Source organism: Pseudoalteromonas sp. XMcav1-K (assembly GCF_044005875.1).
In the GTDB taxonomy this organism is placed as follows: Bacteria; Pseudomonadota; Gammaproteobacteria; order Enterobacterales; family Alteromonadaceae; genus Pseudoalteromonas; species Pseudoalteromonas spongiae.
This window is the reverse complement of sequence record NZ_JBIPJE010000043.1, coordinates 141059-158650: the sequence shown is the minus strand read 5'-3', so window position 1 is coordinate 158650 and position 17592 is coordinate 141059. Positions and strand designations below refer to the sequence as shown.

Here is a 17592-nt window from a genome sequence, read left to right as displayed (position 1 = left end):
CTTTTGTGAGCAAAATTCACGCTCCACGTGTCAATTTGGTGTTTTATTAGCCAAAGCTAACGATGAAACACGCTTTAAGACGCAGATCATACAGGTCTATGACAGCTTTCTAAAGCTTTTAACGATCTTAAAGCGCATGTAGCGGCCCCCTGAACCAATGAGTGTACTAGATTGTAATTCAGAAAAGCCCCATCTAACTCAGCTAATAAACGTATTTTAAAAGATAAAATACGAGATTTACGACCAAACGTCGTTCAGAATAAAATTAAATGAATTTTTGTGCTGGGTAAGAAACAAATACCGAGCACCTGCCTAGAATGGCAATTTAACAGAAAATCGGAGTTATACTCCCCCCAGACAGCCCAGTCGTGAGACTGCACAAACTCGTGGGTGTCTGAACAACACTGGTTGTTAATCTCTTACTACTATTACAGAGTTTAACAATATGAAACGTATGCTGATCAATGCAACGCAACAAGAAGAAATGCGCGTTGCACTGGTTGATGGACAGCGCTTATATGATCTAGATATCGAAAGCCCTGGCCATGAACAAAAAAAAGCAAATATCTATAAGGGTAAAATTACCCGCGTAGAACCATCTCTAGAAGCTGCTTTTGTCGACTACGGCGCTGAGCGTCACGGTTTCCTCCCTCTTAAAGAAATTGCCCGCAGTTACTTCCCAGAAGGTTACACTTTCAACGGTCGCCCAAACATCAAAGATGTTGTAAAAGAAGGCCAAGAAGTAATTGTACAAGTTGATAAAGAAGAGCGCGGTCAAAAAGGTGCTGCACTGACTACCTTTATTAGCGTTGCTGGTAGCTACCTAGTATTAATGCCAAACAACCCACGTGCTGGCGGTATTTCTCGTCGTATCGAAGGTGATGAGCGTACAGAGCTAAAAGAAGCACTGTCTCGTTTAGAATTACCAAAAGGCATGGGCTTAATTGTACGTACTGCCGGCGTTGGTAAATCTTTCGAAGAACTTGAATACGATTTACGTGCCCTGCTTGTTCATTGGGATGCTATCAAAAAAGCGTCAGAAAGCGGCCCGGCACCATTTTTAATCCACCAAGAAAGCAATGTAATTTTCCGCGCTATTCGTGATTATTTGCGTCGTGATATTGGCGAGATTTTAATTGATAAGCAGCGCGTATTCGATGAAGCAAAAGCACATATCGAACGTTTTCGCCCAGACTTCATTAACCGTGTAAAACTTTACACAGGTGATGCGCCACTGTTTACCCATTATCAGATTGAAAGCCAAATTGAATCTGCATTCCAACGTGAAGTACGTTTACCGTCAGGTGGCTCAATCGTTATTGACCCAACTGAAGCGTTAACATCAATTGATATCAACTCGTCTAAAGCAACAAAAGGCGGCGATATTGAAGAAACGGCACTAAACACTAACTTAGAAGCAGCAGATGAAATTGCGCGCCAACTTCGCTTACGTGATTTAGGTGGCCTAGTTGTTATCGACTTTATTGATATGACACCGCCGCGCCACCAACGCGCTGTTGAAAACAAATTAAAAGAAGCAGTTAAACCAGACCGCGCACGTGTACAAATTGGCAAAATTTCACGTTTCGGTTTACTTGAAATGTCGCGTCAGCGTCTTCGTCCATCACTGGGTGAAGCAAGCCAAGGCACCTGCCCTCGTTGTAACGGCCAAGGTACTGTGCGCTCAAACGAGTCACTTGCATTATCGATTCTTCGTCTACTAGAAGAAGAAGCGATTAAAGACAATACGTCACAAGTAAATGCACAAGTACCTGTGCCAGTAGCAACTTACTTACTAAACGAAAAACGCAAGAGCGTGCGCCGTATTGAAAAACGCCACGGCTGTCATGTAGTGATTATTCCAAATCCACATTTGGAAACACCACACTACGAAGTATTGCGTTTAAAGAAAGATGAAACGATTGAAACGGTAAGCTTTGACCAAGTTCAAGCACCTGAAGTAAAAACGGATGCCATTGTTCACGCTGAAAAAGCGGTTAAAGAGCAACCAGTACTCCAAGGTGTTGTTGTACCAAGCGAACCTGCGCCAGTTAAAAAAGAAGTAAAAGAAGGCTTATTCACTAAGATCGCTAAGTGGTTTGGTAGCCTGTTTGCTTCTGAAGAACCAGAAAAGCCGGTACAAAAACGCGGTGGTCGTCGTAATAACCAACGTGGTAACGACAATCGACGTCGCAATCAGCGCAAACCGAACAACCGTAATAAGCAAGCTGCTGGTGAGCAAAAAGAGCAACGCGAACAGCGCGATGAAAAACGTAACTCAAAAGAGAACAACAATCGTCGCCGCCGTAACAACCGCTCAAACGCTAACAAGGTTGAGAAAGAACAAAAGCCTGTTGAGGTGGAAGCAAATCAACAACAGCCGGTTAAAGTAAAAGAGCGTCGTCAACGTCGCAATATGCGTAAAAAAGTGCGTATTGAGAAAACCAATGAAGCGTTAGAGACAAATACAGAAACGCAAGCGCCTGTAGTTGAAAATACAGCTCCGGTTGAAAAGCAAAAGCCACAGCGTTCTAAGCCTGTAAAAGCGAAAAAGCCAGCAAAAGTGACTGAAGAAGTAGAAAACGCTGATCTTGTAGCGGCTTCAGAATCAAACGCTGACGCGCCGGTTGCAGAGCAAAAAACACAAGAAGTTGCCGAGCAACAGGTTGTTGCTAACGACGTAGCCAATGAACCTGTAGAACAAGTTAGTGAGCCAAAAGCCGCGACTGAAAGCGCTGAATCACAAAACGACGACGAAAAAGAGACACGTACTCGCTCTCGCCGTTCGCCGCGCCATTTACGTGCAGCCGGTCAGCGTCGTAAAAAGCCAAGCGAAACTAAGTCTGATATTGAACTTGAGACAACGGAGTCACCAGGCTTTGTACCAGTTGCTGATCAAGCAATGGCAGAAGTGGAAGTTGACTCAGTCGCAACTCCTGAAGTGCAAGAGACTAAAACCGAAGCTGTTGAAGCACCGATTGTTAAAACAAAGGTCGCAGAAAATGCTGCAGCTGAGGTTGTCGTTGAACCAACTAAAGTTGAAGAAGCACCAAAAGTTGAAAAAACGCAGCCTGAAGTTAAAGCTGAAGTAGTTGAAGACGCTAACGGTGAAAACCTTGACGCTGCCGTTCCATCTGCTGAAGACGTTGTTGAAACGCAACAAGCAGAAACGACAACAGTTGAAACACCAAGTGTTGCAGCGGTTGCTGCTCAAACTGAAACAAACACAGCACCTGCGACAAACGGCGTAGCTTATCGCCATGCAAGTGCGCCAATGACAAAAGCGTCTGGTGGCGCAATGACTGAAGGTTTTGAAATGCCATCAGCAATGCCACACAGTGAACGCCAAGTACCAAGTGCAAGCAGTATGCAACCGGGTAGCATTAACCCAGTTGGTAAAGCAAGCGCACCAATGGCAAAAACAGTTTAATCTTAAGTTGTAACTAAAAGAGCCGCATTATGCGGCTCTTTTTTTGTCTGAAATTTAGAGCGAATTGAAATAGTAACTCTTCAGCTAGCATTAATTGTTGCAGCTAATATTTGTTCTTGTAGTTTCTATGAATAGGTTTGGACTTCTCCTGACAGGCCGCCATGAGCGAATAGCAGCCGTTGAATAATCTATCCATTTATTAATGATTATATCCCCCTTAATATTATTAACAGGCAATTTGCCTGTTTTTTACAACTGATAAAATGTCAATTTTCAAATAACTATCTGACTAGTAACAACTAATTATTAGTGTTATAAATTGCTTCAGTATGTAAACAGGCGATGTTGCGGTAGAAAAAGAGGCAACTTGCCTCTTAATAAACTGTTATATGCTCAGGAGGAGCAATGAGATTACTTCTAATTTTATCGTTCTTTTCATCTCTTGCATTTGCACAAGACAAATCAAAAGTTGAACAGTTAATTGAAGCTACAAACGAAAATTGCAAAGCTTCAGTAAAAGAAATAGATAATGCACGTATAACTGATTTTAGAGCACATGTTTTAAGACTTACTGTAGATGATATTTTTTACAAACTATCCCTTCGGGAAAGGTTAATTCGAGAGGGTGCAATTGAGTCTCAAAAATATTTAGACGATGATTTATTTTCACGTATTTATTACAACGTAGAAAAAATGGCTAATAATCCCGAATATTCTCAAAACTTAAAATTTATCAGAGAGCAACTAGATACTCAGCCTTTAGAATTAGAAAAAGGTTTAAGTGAAAAGTTAAATAGTAAATTTATTAGCGTAGGTTTATGAGCATATAACAAGCCAATTAAACCGTGGACGCAAAACAGTAGGCTTGCGCTCCTCCGTCGCTTATTTTAGCCTACTATTTTTCGCCGTTTATTTAGGCGTTACGAATGGCAGTTGTTGGCACAAATCGGCTATTCACTGCCAGATTTGATTCAGCTCTGTAAATCAAATCTGGCAGATCGAGTTAAAACTTATTCACGTTAGTTTTCTTCAAAGAAACGCTCTAATTGGTCTTTCAAGTTAGGTGGAGTTCCTTTAATGGTTAAGGTGTCGCTGTACTTATCATATAAAACACGTTCACCTAAATGCTTGCGCTCAAAACTCACACTTACACCACTGCCTTGACCAGAAAATTTCACCATAGACGTTACCGTCTTTTTATCAACTGGGAATGACTCTTCTAAATCGTAGGCTTGCTCTTTATAAAAGCTATCAAAGCTTACTTCATCATCTTTACTTATGGTGCTTGATAACTGTGATACGTCAGCATCGCTGCCAGTAGCAACACAGTCTGAGCAATAATCAAAAACTTGCTTGCGTAAGTCATCTTTTTCGGTTTTATCAAATTGTCTATCCGATAAATAGTCTTCAACCGCCGATAACATAGCTTGCGATTGTTGGCGCGCATCAATCCCCTCTTCACAGCCTAGAAAGTCTAAGAAGAAATCGGCAACTTTACGCCCTGCACGCCCTTTAATAAATGAAATATAACGGTTGTCTTCAAGCGCTGTTGCCATACCGTTAAGATCGATACGTGCCGCTAACTGCATTTTCGCGATATCTAAATGACGCGACGAAGTAAGGTCGAGCTCTTGGTTAATCGAGTAATGCTCTTTTACATTTATCAATGCAATCATCACATAGTCGTCGGCAACAAAACGGTAGTGACAAAAAATAAGGTAACCCGTTTCATTAAACGCGTATTTGTTTAATTCTTCTTTTAAAACCTCGGCAGCCTGTTCAGTTAAATGATAAAAATGCATTTCACCTTGACGATAACTTTGAATACTCGAACTTACCACGCCGTTTTTCTCTGGACTAAAACCGCAAAAGCCTTTTCCTGGCTTACCGTTGTAGGCATGGTGTAACTGATCGATAAACACATTAACCTTATCGTTGACTGGCATTTCATCATTACGAAGATGAATTTCAACTGTTTCGTCTTTTTTGTCGACATAGTGAACGACGAGTCTTTCTACTTGCACTGTCATCTTTGTTTTTCGCGCCTCAAATGTTAAAATATGAGTAATTTTATAAAATTAGAACTTAATTGATGCCTATCTTATCAAAATATTCAGACCAGCAAGTAGAAAATCTTGTTGATGACCTTTTAAAAACCCTTGTAGCCCACAAAGCGCCATTAGATTTAAGCCTAATGAGTCTTGGCAATACACTTTCACATATCATTAATGAAAAAGTGCCAGCAGCACAACGACAAGCCCTAATAGATAATTTTACACAAGCATTAAAAGACTCTGTAAAGTAACGCTATGAATTTGTCATCACAACAAGCGTTTTCGTCTAAAGCGGCAAAACTGTTGAGCTGGGGCCACTGGTTCACCTTTGCAAATATTTTATTTGCATTGATTGTGAGTAGCCTCTATTTAATTTCAGATCCAATGCCGATGACGTTTAGCGGCAAAGTATTCTTGTTGTTAAACTGGCTAGGTCACATTAGCTTTTTGACATTTTTATGCTTTGTGCTGACAATTTTTCCGCTCAGTCTTATTTTTCCATACCCGCGGCATATTCGGGGCATGGCTGCAGTAATTGCAACCTTTACCATGTCGCTTCTGGCATTAGACGCCTATGTTTATTTTCAACTTGGCTATCATTTGTCGCCGCAGGTATTTGAACAGATTGTGTCCTTGATCAGTGACACAATTTCTACTAATCCTAGCCTTTCGCTATTTATTGCGGGCGGCATTATTTTTGTCATTTTGTTTTTTGAACTCGTTGCCAGTAACTTTACGTGGCGACACCTCACAGAATTAAGACAAAAACCGTTTCGTCGTTATATCTCTCCGGTATTTATTGTTGCCTTTGTCGCCAGTCACCTGCTTCATATTTGGGCTGATGCGAATGTTAAGCTAGATATCACCAAGCAAGATAACGTTTTACCGCTTTCTTACCCAACCACAGCGAAAAGTTTATTAGCACGTTACCAACTTGTCGATTTAGACGAATACAAAGAAGCGCAAAATGTTAGCTTTGCCAATGAAAAAGTAACTTATGTTGCGCCAAACCAGCCGCTAACCTGTAATACAAATTCAGCTTCTGCAGAAATATTAGTGTTTGATAACCAGGCATTATTAAATCAGTATTTAAGCGACAAAGCGCTTGATACCACAGATAACTTTTATCAGCCAGCAAATAAGCGTGAATCACTTTTCAACCTGGTTTATGGCTTGCCAAGTTACTATCAAAAAGTGATTCGTGCACAGGGGATTTTACCAGCATGGAGCAATAGCGTTAATGCATCGTTTATTAATCTTCCGCGCTTAGCAGAAGATGAAAACGCCAGCTTAACGGTTCACTATGTGAAAACACAAGACGAGCTTGCAACCATTAAAAATAGCGTTGTAGATTTTGCATTTTCTCTGGCAAATAGCGAAGAAGATGCGTGGTCAAAATCAACTCTTTATACAGCTGAGCACATTACACCTGCAGGCATTATTACACCACAAGATGTGATTACAACCGTGCTTGCCAACACGTTTGATTGCCAAAACGTGCAAAATACGACGTTAGGTAACAACCTGTATAATGGTAGCGACACAGGTGTGAATATTAGTGGCAATACCTTACTTATCTATAAAAAAGATAAACTAACCTTACTTACGTCTGACGGTAAACATGAAACAGTATCAGCACAGCAAGGATTCGCGATTGATAGTCACCTTGAAGTGCCATTTTTAGTGCAAAGCCTGAAGAAATTAAAGCAATTTGAGCAATAGCTATTCTCTTTCTATAATCTAGTGACGAGACAGGATGTCACTAGATTATGAGGGAATCGCAATGAAGCTACTCACCACCCTACTCTTTATTCCATTCACATGTTCAGCGCTGGATTACTATAAATGCACAACACAAAACGGCATTACTTTTAGTCAATTTCCATGTGAATCGAAACATCAACAACAAACACTGACATTGAAAGCGGTTAACACCAGCTCTAAGCCATTCGCAAAAAAAGACACTATCGATCGCTACACCCAAAAACAACATGTACTGAAAATTAAATCCGACATAAAAGGGGTTGAGCATAAAATAAGTGCTCTGAAACAGGCGCGATTAAATGAGCTGGCACAATTAAAAACACAGCTCAATAAGCACATGTCAAAAGAAGACAAAACAGCCTTAAAAAGAGAGGTAAAAGCCAAACGCAAGCAAATCAAGGAAGAGTACAGGGATTTGATCGACTTGCAACAAGACGAATTAAAAAGGCTAAAGAAAAAGCTCAGCAACAGTCGAAAATAACGATCATTTTCTAACGTTTTTTAACTTGCGTACTATTTAACTAATATGTGAATAAACGAAGTCTAAATAGCTAAGTACTAACACCGCTCTGCTTCTGGTTAACTACAGTGGAATGGCAATAAAAAAAGCCACTTATGTGGCTTTTTAAAACGGGCTTTTCTCAATTTTTAGAGTTAAAAGTCCATTATATAAACGCTGGTTTAATGCGTGCTAACAGCGCTAACGACTCACTGTCGATTTCACCTTTACTAAGCCACTGCTTTAACAGGGTTTCATTATCTAACGCTGCACCATTCACTTTTTCTTGAAGCAATGTTACTTGTTCACTCAGTCGTACCGCATCATCAGATTCTGGAGAGCCCATTTCGTTTAACAATTCAATACGAATCGTAATTTGCTGGCGCGTTAACTCGCTAGGTACTTTTTGTTGCCAAGACGGAGGAACAATACCTTGTTCAAGTTGTTCAAACAGTGAAATTAACTTTTCTTTATCTTTACTGTTTTTGAGTACTTCTTGCTTTGCAGCATACTCTGTCAACGTACTGCTTACCTCATTTGATAACTGAGATTTCAGTAAATAAGCCTGCTTCAGTTCATCACGTAAATTCGCTAGCGCTGAAATTGCATTTGTTAGCGACTCTACATTATCTAACTCAACGTCTTGTGTAATGCGCGTGAACTCGCTTTGCAGTGAAACGAGTTTCTCGTCTTGCTGCTCTCGCTTGGCTTGGCGCTCACTGTCGCGCAATGAAAACGCACGATCATTAACTGCTCTAAACTCATTCCACAGCTGGTTTTCAAGCTTTTTACCGGCAAAACCGATATCTTTCCAACGTTGTTGCAATGACTTTAATTGCTCAATCACGTTTTCAATATTATCGTCTGTTAAACAGGCTTCAGCCTCTTTTACGAGTTTCGCTTTTGTATCTGCATTAACCGCATACGCCGCTTTAATAAACGCAAATATTTGGTTATCAATCGGTTTTAGCTCTGCAAGCAGCTGTTTATAATTTTTGTTATCGACTTCGCCTGCATTGCGCCAATTTTGCTTAAGCTGCTTATACTGCTTTTCTACCTCTTTTAGTGTTAGCGTACTTACGCTATCTGCTAACGCTTGATATTGCACAATCAGGTTTTTACGTGTCACAACATTTTGTTCGCGAGCGGCTTCAAGTGCAGCATAGTGCTCTCGACACGGCGTAAACGCGATTTCTAACTGTTGATTAAAAGTTTCATCTAGCGTTTTTTCTTCATCCGTTGCAATGTAGCCAAGTTCGTTCCAACGTTTACGTGCTACCTTAATCCATTGGCTTAACTCGGCAATATCTACATCATTTTGTGCAATTTTCTGCTTAACTTCTTCAATTAACTCATGGCGTTTCGGCAAACTAATTTCACGTTGCCACTCGTTTACCTTCGTTAATTCTTGATCAACAAGTTGATATTCTGCTTCAAGCTTTTGTTGTGATGACTTAGGTAGCTTTTCAATATTTTCTTGTACACCTTTAAAAATACCAAAACACACCTTGTAGCGACCAGCGTCAATTAAACGCTTGATATCTTTAAGCTGTTTCGTTACATCCTGTTGTAGCGATTTAACCTCTTTAAGCAGGTCTTGATGCGAGGCTTTCCAGTGCTTATCCATTTCGCGCATTTGCTTTTGATAGTTTTGCAATAACGGTTTTGGTAACTGTTTTAGCATATCTGACGTGGTGCTATACCACTGAGACTTAGCTTCTTGCGCTTCATCAAGCCCTTGTAAGTCACTTGCAACAATTAATGCTTTACCTAAATTAACTTGCTCAGCAATCGCAGGCAATGACTCAATAACATCTTTTATTTCAGCACATTGTGCTTTTAAACGCTGAGTGAACTTAGTAAAGTCACTGTCGCTTTGTGATAAGCTATCTAGCTCTGCTTGATGCGCATTCATTGCTGATAATGACGTTTCAAGTGCTGATACATTATCAGCTGTAGGTTCAAGCAATAGCGCATCTAGCGCATTTTCACCGCATTCTTTCAAGCTTACGCTTGTTTGCTTTACTGACTTAATTTTATCTTGTCTTAACTTAGCCGCTTGCTCTTCATCAAACTTGGCTTTTAAACCAACTAAATGCTTTTGTGCTTTTGCCGTAATATCTTGGTATTTAGCAACCACACTTTGCTTATCGTCTAAGTAATCTAATTCAAGCTGCTGCCACTGGGCTTCAAGTTGTTTGTATTCGGTATCGCACTTTACAAAATCAAACTTATCGCGCAATGCGTTTAGCTTAGCCAATACTAATGTACTCGCCTTATTCACCTCGATTGGTTTAAGCGCTTCGCGTTTACGCGTTTCTTCTTGTTGTTTTAGTTGTTCAGCAAGTGCTGGTTTTGCATGCTTTAACAATGCTTTATCTAATTGATATTGTTGCATAACTGGAACTAACTCCAGTTGTTGCGAATCGCTGGCGTGAGCAAAGAAATCTGTGATTAACGGCTTTTTACCGATGCGCTTTAGTAACGAAACTTGCACATTAAAATCGTTTACTAGTGGCAGTAACGCTTCTAATTGTTGGGTTTTATCACAACGTTTTACCAGTAACTCAAGTTCATCGTTAGTTGGCTTTTTTTGTTCAAGCTGATTAAAAATTTCTTTTTCAGCTGCACTAACAACTGGCTGGCTGTTTTCTTGTTTATATGTTTGCCACCATAAACTAATGTCATTAATGCGTTTTAATGCTGCAATCTTAACCTTGTCGTCGTCATCATTATTAGCTAACTGGTTTAAGATTGTATTATCTTTTACTTTATTGGCATCAAGTTGGCTAATTGCTAATAAACGATCTGATGCTTTTTTACTTTTCCATTTCGGCGTGAATAAACTACTAAATATCATCTTGCGCGAACCTTGCGATCTCATTTTTAGGACTGAATTCTTTCTTTAATTCTGCTTTTGACTTTTGCACCATCTGGCCATCTTCACCAATCGTGAATTGCTCATTGGTTTTAGCTACTTTTGCTTGGTACAACATCACTAGCTGAACAGTTTGCTCTCGTTGCTCATCAGACAGTGGCGTGCCATCTGGCCACTTTCCAGTTGCAGCGCCGTACTCAAGGCGTTCGAAAATTTCTGGCGTTAAGGTGTTAACTAAGTGTTCAATGTTCATGCTAAGACTTTTTCAATAAAATGATGCGAATACGGTTAATAAGGTACCAGATAAAACCCACGGCAATGGCGCCATAGGTTGTCATTTGTTCAATGCTATCTGCAGCGAGCTCTCGTGAGTAAAGGTACAAAAAACCACCTAAGAAAATAATCAATGCAACAAATGACTGATTGAGCAGCGCTTGCTTGCGCTTAACGTAACGACGACTGGCGAGCCTGGCTCTTTCATGATCATCAAGCCCCGCTACAGCAGTATCACAATGTGGACATACTTTATGTTTATCGGAAATCGGTTTGCTACACGCTGGACAACTTATCCTCGCCATTTACTGCTCCATTAAACTAATAAAAAAGGCGCCTTAAGGCGCCTTCTATTTTACTCTTTTTCTTGGCTGTTGTCTTTTTTAAACTTCACCCAATAGTCATCTACTGACTGTTTCATTTCTTTACGCAGCAACATAATGCCGAATAAGTTAGGTAAGGTCATTACAACAATGGCAACTGCAGCCAATTTCCACACTAAAGTGGTGTCTGCAAATGATGCCCAGAAAAACGCTGCGACATAAAATACGCGATAAGGCATTACTGAACGAGTTCCTAGTAAATAGGTCATTGCGCGGTCACCATAGTAAGACCATGCAATTGCCGTAGAGAACGCAAATAGTAATAAACCGATCGATACAATGTATTGACCGTTTTCACCAAAGTAACCACGCTGGAATGCAAGCGTTGTTAGCTCTGCTGAGTGCACAAGCGATTTACCCTTAACAACGATGCTTTTATCAACAATTTTACCTTTTTTGATAACAATTGTACCAGTATGCAAGTGGTCGCCATCAAGTAAGAAGCGAATTTTCTCACCCACTGAGCGATTGTGTAACACTGTAAAGTTTTGATTTACAGCCTTACCTTCAACAACATTTAGCGTACCATTAAACGGCTTAACGCTTGACTCACCGCCATTTAAATACGCGTAAAGTTCGTTGCGCTGTGCATCAACACGCTCATGATATGTACCATCGATGAATTCCATGCTGGTACGTTCAAAACGTGTATCAAATTTTTCTGTCCACGCGCCTGATGATAAAATTACAAGACCCGTTAACGTGCAAATAATAATTGTATCGATAAACGGTTCAAGAATTGACACCATACCTTCAGATACTGGCTCATCCGCCTTCGCTGAGGCGTGGGCAATTGGCGCAGAACCTTGACCTGCTTCGTTTGAGAATAAACCACGGTTTACACCACGGTTAAACGCATAGGCAAATGACGCACCAATAAAGCCGCCTGCTGCTGCAGAACCCGTAAAGGCATTAGTAAATACCGAGGCAAATGCAGGGCCGATATTTTCGATGTTATAAAAAATTACGCCAAACGCACCAATGATATAAACGGCTGCCATAAATGGCACAACGCGTGAAGTAATTGCCGCAATACGTTTAATACCACCTAAAATAACCAGTGCTAATAAAATTGCTAAAACGCCACCTGTTAGCATCGGTTCAAGACCAAAGCTTGCTTCCATACCTTGAGCGATATTATTGATTTGTGGCAGTGAACCTGTACCAAATGAGCTAATTACGGTTGCGATTGCAAACAGTACCGCAAGCCATTTCATATTTAAGCGACGGTCCATGTAGTACATTGGACCACCGGCCATAGTGCCGTCTTCTGTTTTAACACGATATTTATGAGATAACGTTACCTCAACAAATTTGGTTGTCATACCGAAAAACGCAGTCATCCACATCCAGAAAAGCGCCGCTGGACCACCAATTGATATTGCCAGTGCAACACCACCGATGTTACCCGTACCCACGGTACCTGAAAGTGCTGTTGCTAACGCTTGGAAGTGCGTTGTATCACCTTCGTGTTCTTTTTTATCGTATTTACCACTTACAATTTTCCAGGCGTGTTTAAAATACAACACCTGTGGAAATTTTAAGTAAATGGTGAAAAATAGACCAACCCCTAGTAGCACGTAAGGAAACCAAAAGGCGCTCCCTAACATACCATCTAGCATATCTAAAAAATTGCCAAATGCTTCCACAACTTGTTCCTCTTGTTATTATTTTTTTGGGCAGCAATACCAACTCTGTTAAGTATGTGATTATAAGTAGCGCTGGAGAAATGAAATGATAACAAGGCGGAATTTTTCTTATGTAGTTGTTCTACATTGATGAATTCAAACGCAGTTAGCATGATATTTAACCCGCTAAAATGATCAGCCATTTAAGTGAATTGGTATAAGCTCCCCTATTGTTATTATCGTAGTTTATCTACCACACTTACGATTGCTGCAAGTGTGTCTTGTCCAAATGAATACGAACGGCGATCTGACCAGCCGTAATCAACATCTGGTAAATTATTATTATCTTTAAATGGCATTTCAATCGTGTATGAAAGGCAGTTAAACTCTTGACCAACCCAGCTAGAACCTACAGTAAGATTTGCCTGACCTGGTTCATCTTTTGGATAACCATGTTCATCTTGGAATTCTGGTGTAGTCACAAACATCGCCGCTTTAAAGCTATCTTCTAGGTCTTTTAAGCGCGCATCGTAACGTGGAATGCCTTCACTGCCCGCAAAGAAGTTAAACGGAATCGCTTCATCGCCGTGTACATCAAGACACATATCAACACCGGTAGCGAACATTTTTTCGCGTACAAAATACACTTCTGGGCTCTTTTCGATTGATGGTGTTTGCCATTCACGGTTTAGGTTAACGCCCGCCGCATTAGTACGAAGGTGACCACGTACACTGCCGTCTGGGTTCATATTTGGCACAATATAGAAAACCGCTTTATTTAATAGTGCAGCGGCATGTGCGTCTTCGTCATCCAATAGTTTGTGAAGCACACCTTCAATAAACCACTCTGCCATGGTCTCACCAGGGTGCTGACGGGCGATCATCCAAATTGTTTTCTTATCGTCAGCAGGTTCGCCGATTTGTAATACGCTAATATCGCGGCCATCAAGTGTTTCACCTAATGTTTCTATAGTACAGCTTTCGTGTGATTGCGCCCAAGAAAGTAAGTCTTGGTGACGCTCATAACTGTATGGAGCAAAGTATGCGAAATATACTTGTTCGCACTCTGGTGTAAATTCGATAACTAATTGGTTATTTTCAAACTTAGTTGGTACTCGGAACCATGTTTGACGGTCATACGATGCAACTGCTTGGTAATCAACCCACCCTTCTGGGTACGCTGATTTATCTAAATCAACAATCGTCAAACGATGTAATAAATCAATTTGTGATTCTAATTTAAAGTGAAACCACTGGAAAAATTCAGACTGGTTGTCATTTTTAATTTTTAATTGAATATCTTCACGGTTCTCAAGGCTAAGTACCTCAATATTACCGCTATCGAATTGGCTTGTAATTCTCATAAACTGTGTTCCCTAACGCACAATAGCTTTAAGCCTATCAAAATAACGAGTGGGCTGAAACAATATGCGAGTAATTGAATAAAAAAGCCGGCACAATGGCCGGCTTTTAGATAAAAAATTAGATTAACGAGGTAAGCTTGGGTGTGTTACTTCAGCCATATCTTGCATACAGCGAACAACCTGACAGCTATAACCAAACTCGTTATCGTACCAAACGTAAAGTACTACGCGATCACCATCAACAATCGTTGCTTGTGAATCAACAACACCTGCATAACGGCTACCAACTAAGTCAGTTGATACGATTTCAGTAGATGCAGTGTAATCGATTTGGTCACGTAAATCTGAGTAAAGTGCGGTTTCACGTAAGAATTCGTTTAACTCTTCAACTGATGTTGCAGTTTCAAGGTTAAGGTTAAGAATTGCCATTGACACATTTGGTGTCGGTACGCGAATAGCGTTACCTGTAAGCTTACCTTCAAGCTCAGGTAATGCTTTAGATACTGCTTTTGCAGCACCCGTTGACGTGATAACCATGTTAAGTGCCGCAGCACGGCCACGGCGCTCAGCGCTGTGATAGTTATCAATTAAGTTCTGGTCGTTCGTGTACGAGTGAACTGTTTCAACGTGACCGTTCTTAATACCGAACTTGTCATTTAATGCTTTTAGCGTTGGCGTAATCGCATTTGTTGTACAGCTTGCTGCTGAGATAATTGTATCTTCAGACAGGATATCTTTGTTATTTACGCCGTAAACAACGTTTTTGATATTGCCTTTAGCTGGTGCTGTAAGAAGTACTTTTGACGCACCTTTTGCCGCTAAATGCTGACCAAGGCCATCTTCGTCTTTCCAGATACCTGTGTTATCCACTACAAGTGCATTTTCAATGCCGTACTGCGTGTAATCTACTTCGCTTGGCGAGTTAGCGTAGATAACTTGAATGTAGCTACCGTTTGCTTTAATTGCATTACGCTCATTATCAACAGTGATTGAACCGTTGAAAGGACCATGAATCGAATCGCGGCGTAATAAGCTTGCACGCTTTTCAAGGTCGCCTTTTTTACCGCCACGTACAACAATTGCACGTAAACGTAAATCTGTGTGAGGACCACTTTTCTCGATTAGAAGACGTGCTAATAAACGACCGATACGACCAAAACCGTATAGTACTACGTCGCGCGGTTCAATTTTGTCTTCTTTATTGTGGATTTCAGCTAGTTCTGCTGCTAGGTACTCTTCGATTGAACGACCTTCACCCGCATTTTTATAGATATAAGCATAAGCTAGTTTACCTAAATCGATACGTGCTGAAGTCAGTTCCATTTTGTCGATAGCTTCTAAAAACGGGAAGCTTTCGCGAAGACGTAGTTTGCTGTCTTCAAATTGTGCAACAGTTTTGTGTGCTTTAATAACATCAATTGTGCTTGCATTAATTAGTGGACGACCGTAGATGGCAATCTCGATGCCACGGTTACGGTAAAGCTTACCAATAATTGGTTGCATGCTTTCAGCGAAGTCTTGGCGTTCCTGCCAGCTATTCAGATAATCTTGCTCGTGAGATGAGGTCATTTTGTCTACCTAAACGTAAAATTTTGAACGGATAGCCTAAAGCGTTAATTGTGAGAAGTGCTTTAGACGCGTGCATTCTAATTGAAAAACATTGTTTTTTCCACCATTTCAATATCAGACTTTTGCCGTGTACCGATAACCCCCTTGAGCGAAAACAAATTTATGCGAATTATGACCAATGCACTATTACATTTAAGCAAAGGATTCGCTAAGCTTAGAACATCCTATTGTAGTTATGTCATTAAATTGTGTTAAAAAAACTATCTGCACTTTGTTTGCTTTCTCTTCTCGTTGGCTGCGACAATGCCAAAAGTATTCGTGAAATTTGTGACGAAAATAGCCAGTTTTGCGCCGATCTTAATACCGACAGCCATTGTAATACCGAGCGTGCCGACGTTATTTTAGGGCGTTATGCAGAATCAAAAACGCCTGATGATGCAACTAAATACAAACTACTCAGCGCATTTCACGATTATGCGAAATGTGTTGAGTTAGCAGCTAGCATTGAACACATTAAACTAAAAGAAAAAACCACGTCGCGCGTAAACGGTCACCTCACTGCACTAAAAGAGATAAACCGTTTATCGAAAGAGACACAAAATTCACAATATCCACACCTGCTATTCTATCACTGGTCACGAAATGGTGATGAAGGTGCTATTCAATCACTGATTGCAATGGATGAAAAACGTGAGTTAGAAACATCTGAATTCCAATACAAATTAGCAACTTACTACACTAAGTTTGATAGCGATTTGGCAATAGATAAGCTTTACCATGCGCTTGAGTTAAACCCTGCTGGCAACGAAGCCAAGCCAGAAATCTACACTGCACTGACAAATATGTTTTATCAAATGGAAGAGCATAAGCTTTCTTATATTTGGGCATTAGTAGCAAAAGAAGCCGGCGTGCAAAATATTGACTTAGCACCGCTTGAATATGAGCTTACCAATCAAGGTAAATCATTAAGTGAGCTCGCAAATCTTGCGGCAGATACCCTATCGCGTATTGAAGACGGTAATTTCACGTCGCCACGATAAGGTTTTTACATCAAGTAAAATTCGATTGCTTGTAGGGTCTGTTGACCTTTGCTGTTCTATTTTTGTTCTTTTTGAGCGTGCTTTTATCGTGGCGCTCGATGTGTGGCCTAGTAATCTAAGCAAATATCGAGCAAAGCTTCCGCGTCCTGCTCACGCCCCTTACCTACATCCATGTAGGCAACAATGAGAAAAGTGCGCTCAAAAGAACCATTTGGCAGCGCTTGATTGGCTTTTCTACTGTGTTATCGGCTGACTCACATAGAATAACTATGCCACGCAGCCTCTGCCTTGTATAAAACCCAATCAAACTGCTGCAAAAACGAACTTAAAAGGTCAACAGACCCTAGTAAAGAGCAAATAAAAAAGCCTGCATTAAGCAGGCTTTTTCGAATTGGCTTCATACATACGCTTGGTTAGTCTTTACTGGTACCAACTTCTACGCGTGTCTTCAGTTTTTGACCTGGGCGGAATGTAACAACTCTGCGTGCAGAAATTGGAATATCTTCACCCGTTTTAGGGTTGCGCCCCGGACGCTCTTTCTTATCTCTAAGATCAAAATTACCAAAGCCAGAAAGCTTAATTTGCTCGCCTGCTTCTAGTGCAGTACGAATCTCTTCAAAAAAGCTTTCGACAAGGTCTTTAGCGTCTTTTTTGTTAATACCCAGTTTTACAAATAGGTGTTCAGCTATGTCGGCTTTTGTAAGCGCCAT

The 17592-nt window shown here is 40.6% G+C and carries 14 protein-coding genes; 6 read left to right on the top strand and 8 right to left on the bottom strand.

Features of this window, described 5'->3' with window-relative positions; translation table 11 throughout:
- The first annotated feature begins 445 nt into the window (after nt 1-445).
- Both rne and ACHSBP_RS10995 read left to right on the top strand, forming a co-directional pair.
- Entirely contained in the window at nt 446-3430 is a 2985-nt protein-coding gene (rne, locus tag ACHSBP_RS11000) for a ribonuclease E (RefSeq protein WP_395388850.1), read from the top strand.
- A 405-nt stretch (nt 3431-3835) separates the two neighbouring features.
- Entirely contained in the window at nt 3836-4252 is a 417-nt protein-coding gene (locus ACHSBP_RS10995) for a hypothetical protein (protein WP_010559947.1), read from the top strand.
- Nucleotides 4253-4449: 197 nt separating this feature from the next.
- Here the strand turns inward: ACHSBP_RS10995 and yejK are convergent, their stop codons facing one another.
- Complete coding sequence (gene yejK, locus ACHSBP_RS10990) at nt 4450-5460, bottom strand: nucleoid-associated protein YejK (RefSeq protein WP_395388849.1); 1011 nt, start codon at nt 5458-5460, stop codon at nt 4450-4452.
- A gap of 62 nt (nt 5461-5522) precedes the next feature.
- Between yejK and ACHSBP_RS10985 the strand changes: the two genes are divergently transcribed.
- The 3 genes from ACHSBP_RS10985 to ACHSBP_RS10975 all read left to right on the top strand — a co-directional run bounded on the left by ACHSBP_RS10985 (nt 5523) and on the right by ACHSBP_RS10975 (nt 7729).
- Nucleotides 5523-5735, top strand: a complete 213-nt coding sequence (locus tag ACHSBP_RS10985) for a DUF1414 domain-containing protein (protein ID WP_010559945.1) — start codon at nt 5523-5525, stop codon at nt 5733-5735.
- Between the two features lie 4 nt (nt 5736-5739).
- Nucleotides 5740-7206 carry a DUF3413 domain-containing protein gene (locus tag ACHSBP_RS10980; protein WP_010559944.1) on the top strand — a complete coding sequence of 489 codons (1467 nt, stop codon included), beginning with the start codon at nt 5740-5742 and terminating at the stop codon, nt 7204-7206.
- Between the two features lie 61 nt (nt 7207-7267).
- Entirely contained in the window at nt 7268-7729 is a 462-nt protein-coding gene (locus tag ACHSBP_RS10975) for a hypothetical protein (RefSeq protein WP_010559943.1), read from the top strand.
- A gap of 184 nt (nt 7730-7913) precedes the next feature.
- Here the strand turns inward: ACHSBP_RS10975 and ACHSBP_RS10970 are convergent, their stop codons facing one another.
- The 6 genes from ACHSBP_RS10970 to ACHSBP_RS10945 form a co-directional block, all read right to left on the bottom strand.
- Nucleotides 7914-10607: a DUF349 domain-containing protein gene (locus ACHSBP_RS10970; RefSeq protein ID WP_010559942.1), complete on the bottom strand. Its 2694-nt coding sequence runs from the start codon at nt 10605-10607 to the stop codon at nt 7914-7916.
- On the bottom strand, nt 10597-10878 hold the full coding sequence (locus ACHSBP_RS10965; protein WP_010559941.1) for a YeaC family protein: 282 nt from the start codon (nt 10876-10878) through the stop codon (nt 10597-10599). Before ACHSBP_RS10965 ends, ACHSBP_RS10970 begins: the two co-directional genes overlap by 11 nt.
- A gap of 1 nt (nt 10879) precedes the next feature.
- The gene (locus ACHSBP_RS10960) at nt 10880-11203 is read right to left on the bottom strand and encodes a hypothetical protein (RefSeq protein WP_395388848.1); all 324 of its coding nucleotides are present in this window, start codon (nt 11201-11203) and stop codon (nt 10880-10882) included.
- A gap of 50 nt (nt 11204-11253) precedes the next feature.
- Complete coding sequence (locus tag ACHSBP_RS10955; RefSeq protein WP_010559939.1) at nt 11254-12930, bottom strand: sodium:alanine symporter family protein; 1677 nt, start codon at nt 12928-12930, stop codon at nt 11254-11256.
- 215 nt (nt 12931-13145) lie between these two features.
- Nucleotides 13146-14273, bottom strand: a complete 1128-nt coding sequence (locus ACHSBP_RS10950; RefSeq protein ID WP_100913494.1) for a M14-type cytosolic carboxypeptidase — start codon at nt 14271-14273, stop codon at nt 13146-13148.
- A 123-nt stretch (nt 14274-14396) separates the two neighbouring features.
- Nucleotides 14397-15842 (bottom strand): glyceraldehyde-3-phosphate dehydrogenase, encoded by a 1446-nt coding sequence (locus tag ACHSBP_RS10945; RefSeq protein WP_010559937.1) that lies wholly within the window; start codon nt 15840-15842, stop codon nt 14397-14399.
- A gap of 248 nt (nt 15843-16090) precedes the next feature.
- On the opposite strand from ACHSBP_RS10945, the gene ACHSBP_RS10940 reads away from it, so the two are divergent.
- On the top strand, nt 16091-16882 hold the full coding sequence (locus ACHSBP_RS10940) for a DUF2989 domain-containing protein (RefSeq protein WP_395388847.1): 792 nt from the start codon (nt 16091-16093) through the stop codon (nt 16880-16882).
- Between the two features lie 413 nt (nt 16883-17295).
- Here ACHSBP_RS10940 and ihfA read toward each other — a convergent pair whose 3' ends face one another.
- Entirely contained in the window at nt 17296-17592 is a 297-nt protein-coding gene (gene ihfA, locus ACHSBP_RS10935; RefSeq protein ID WP_010559935.1) for an integration host factor subunit alpha, read from the bottom strand.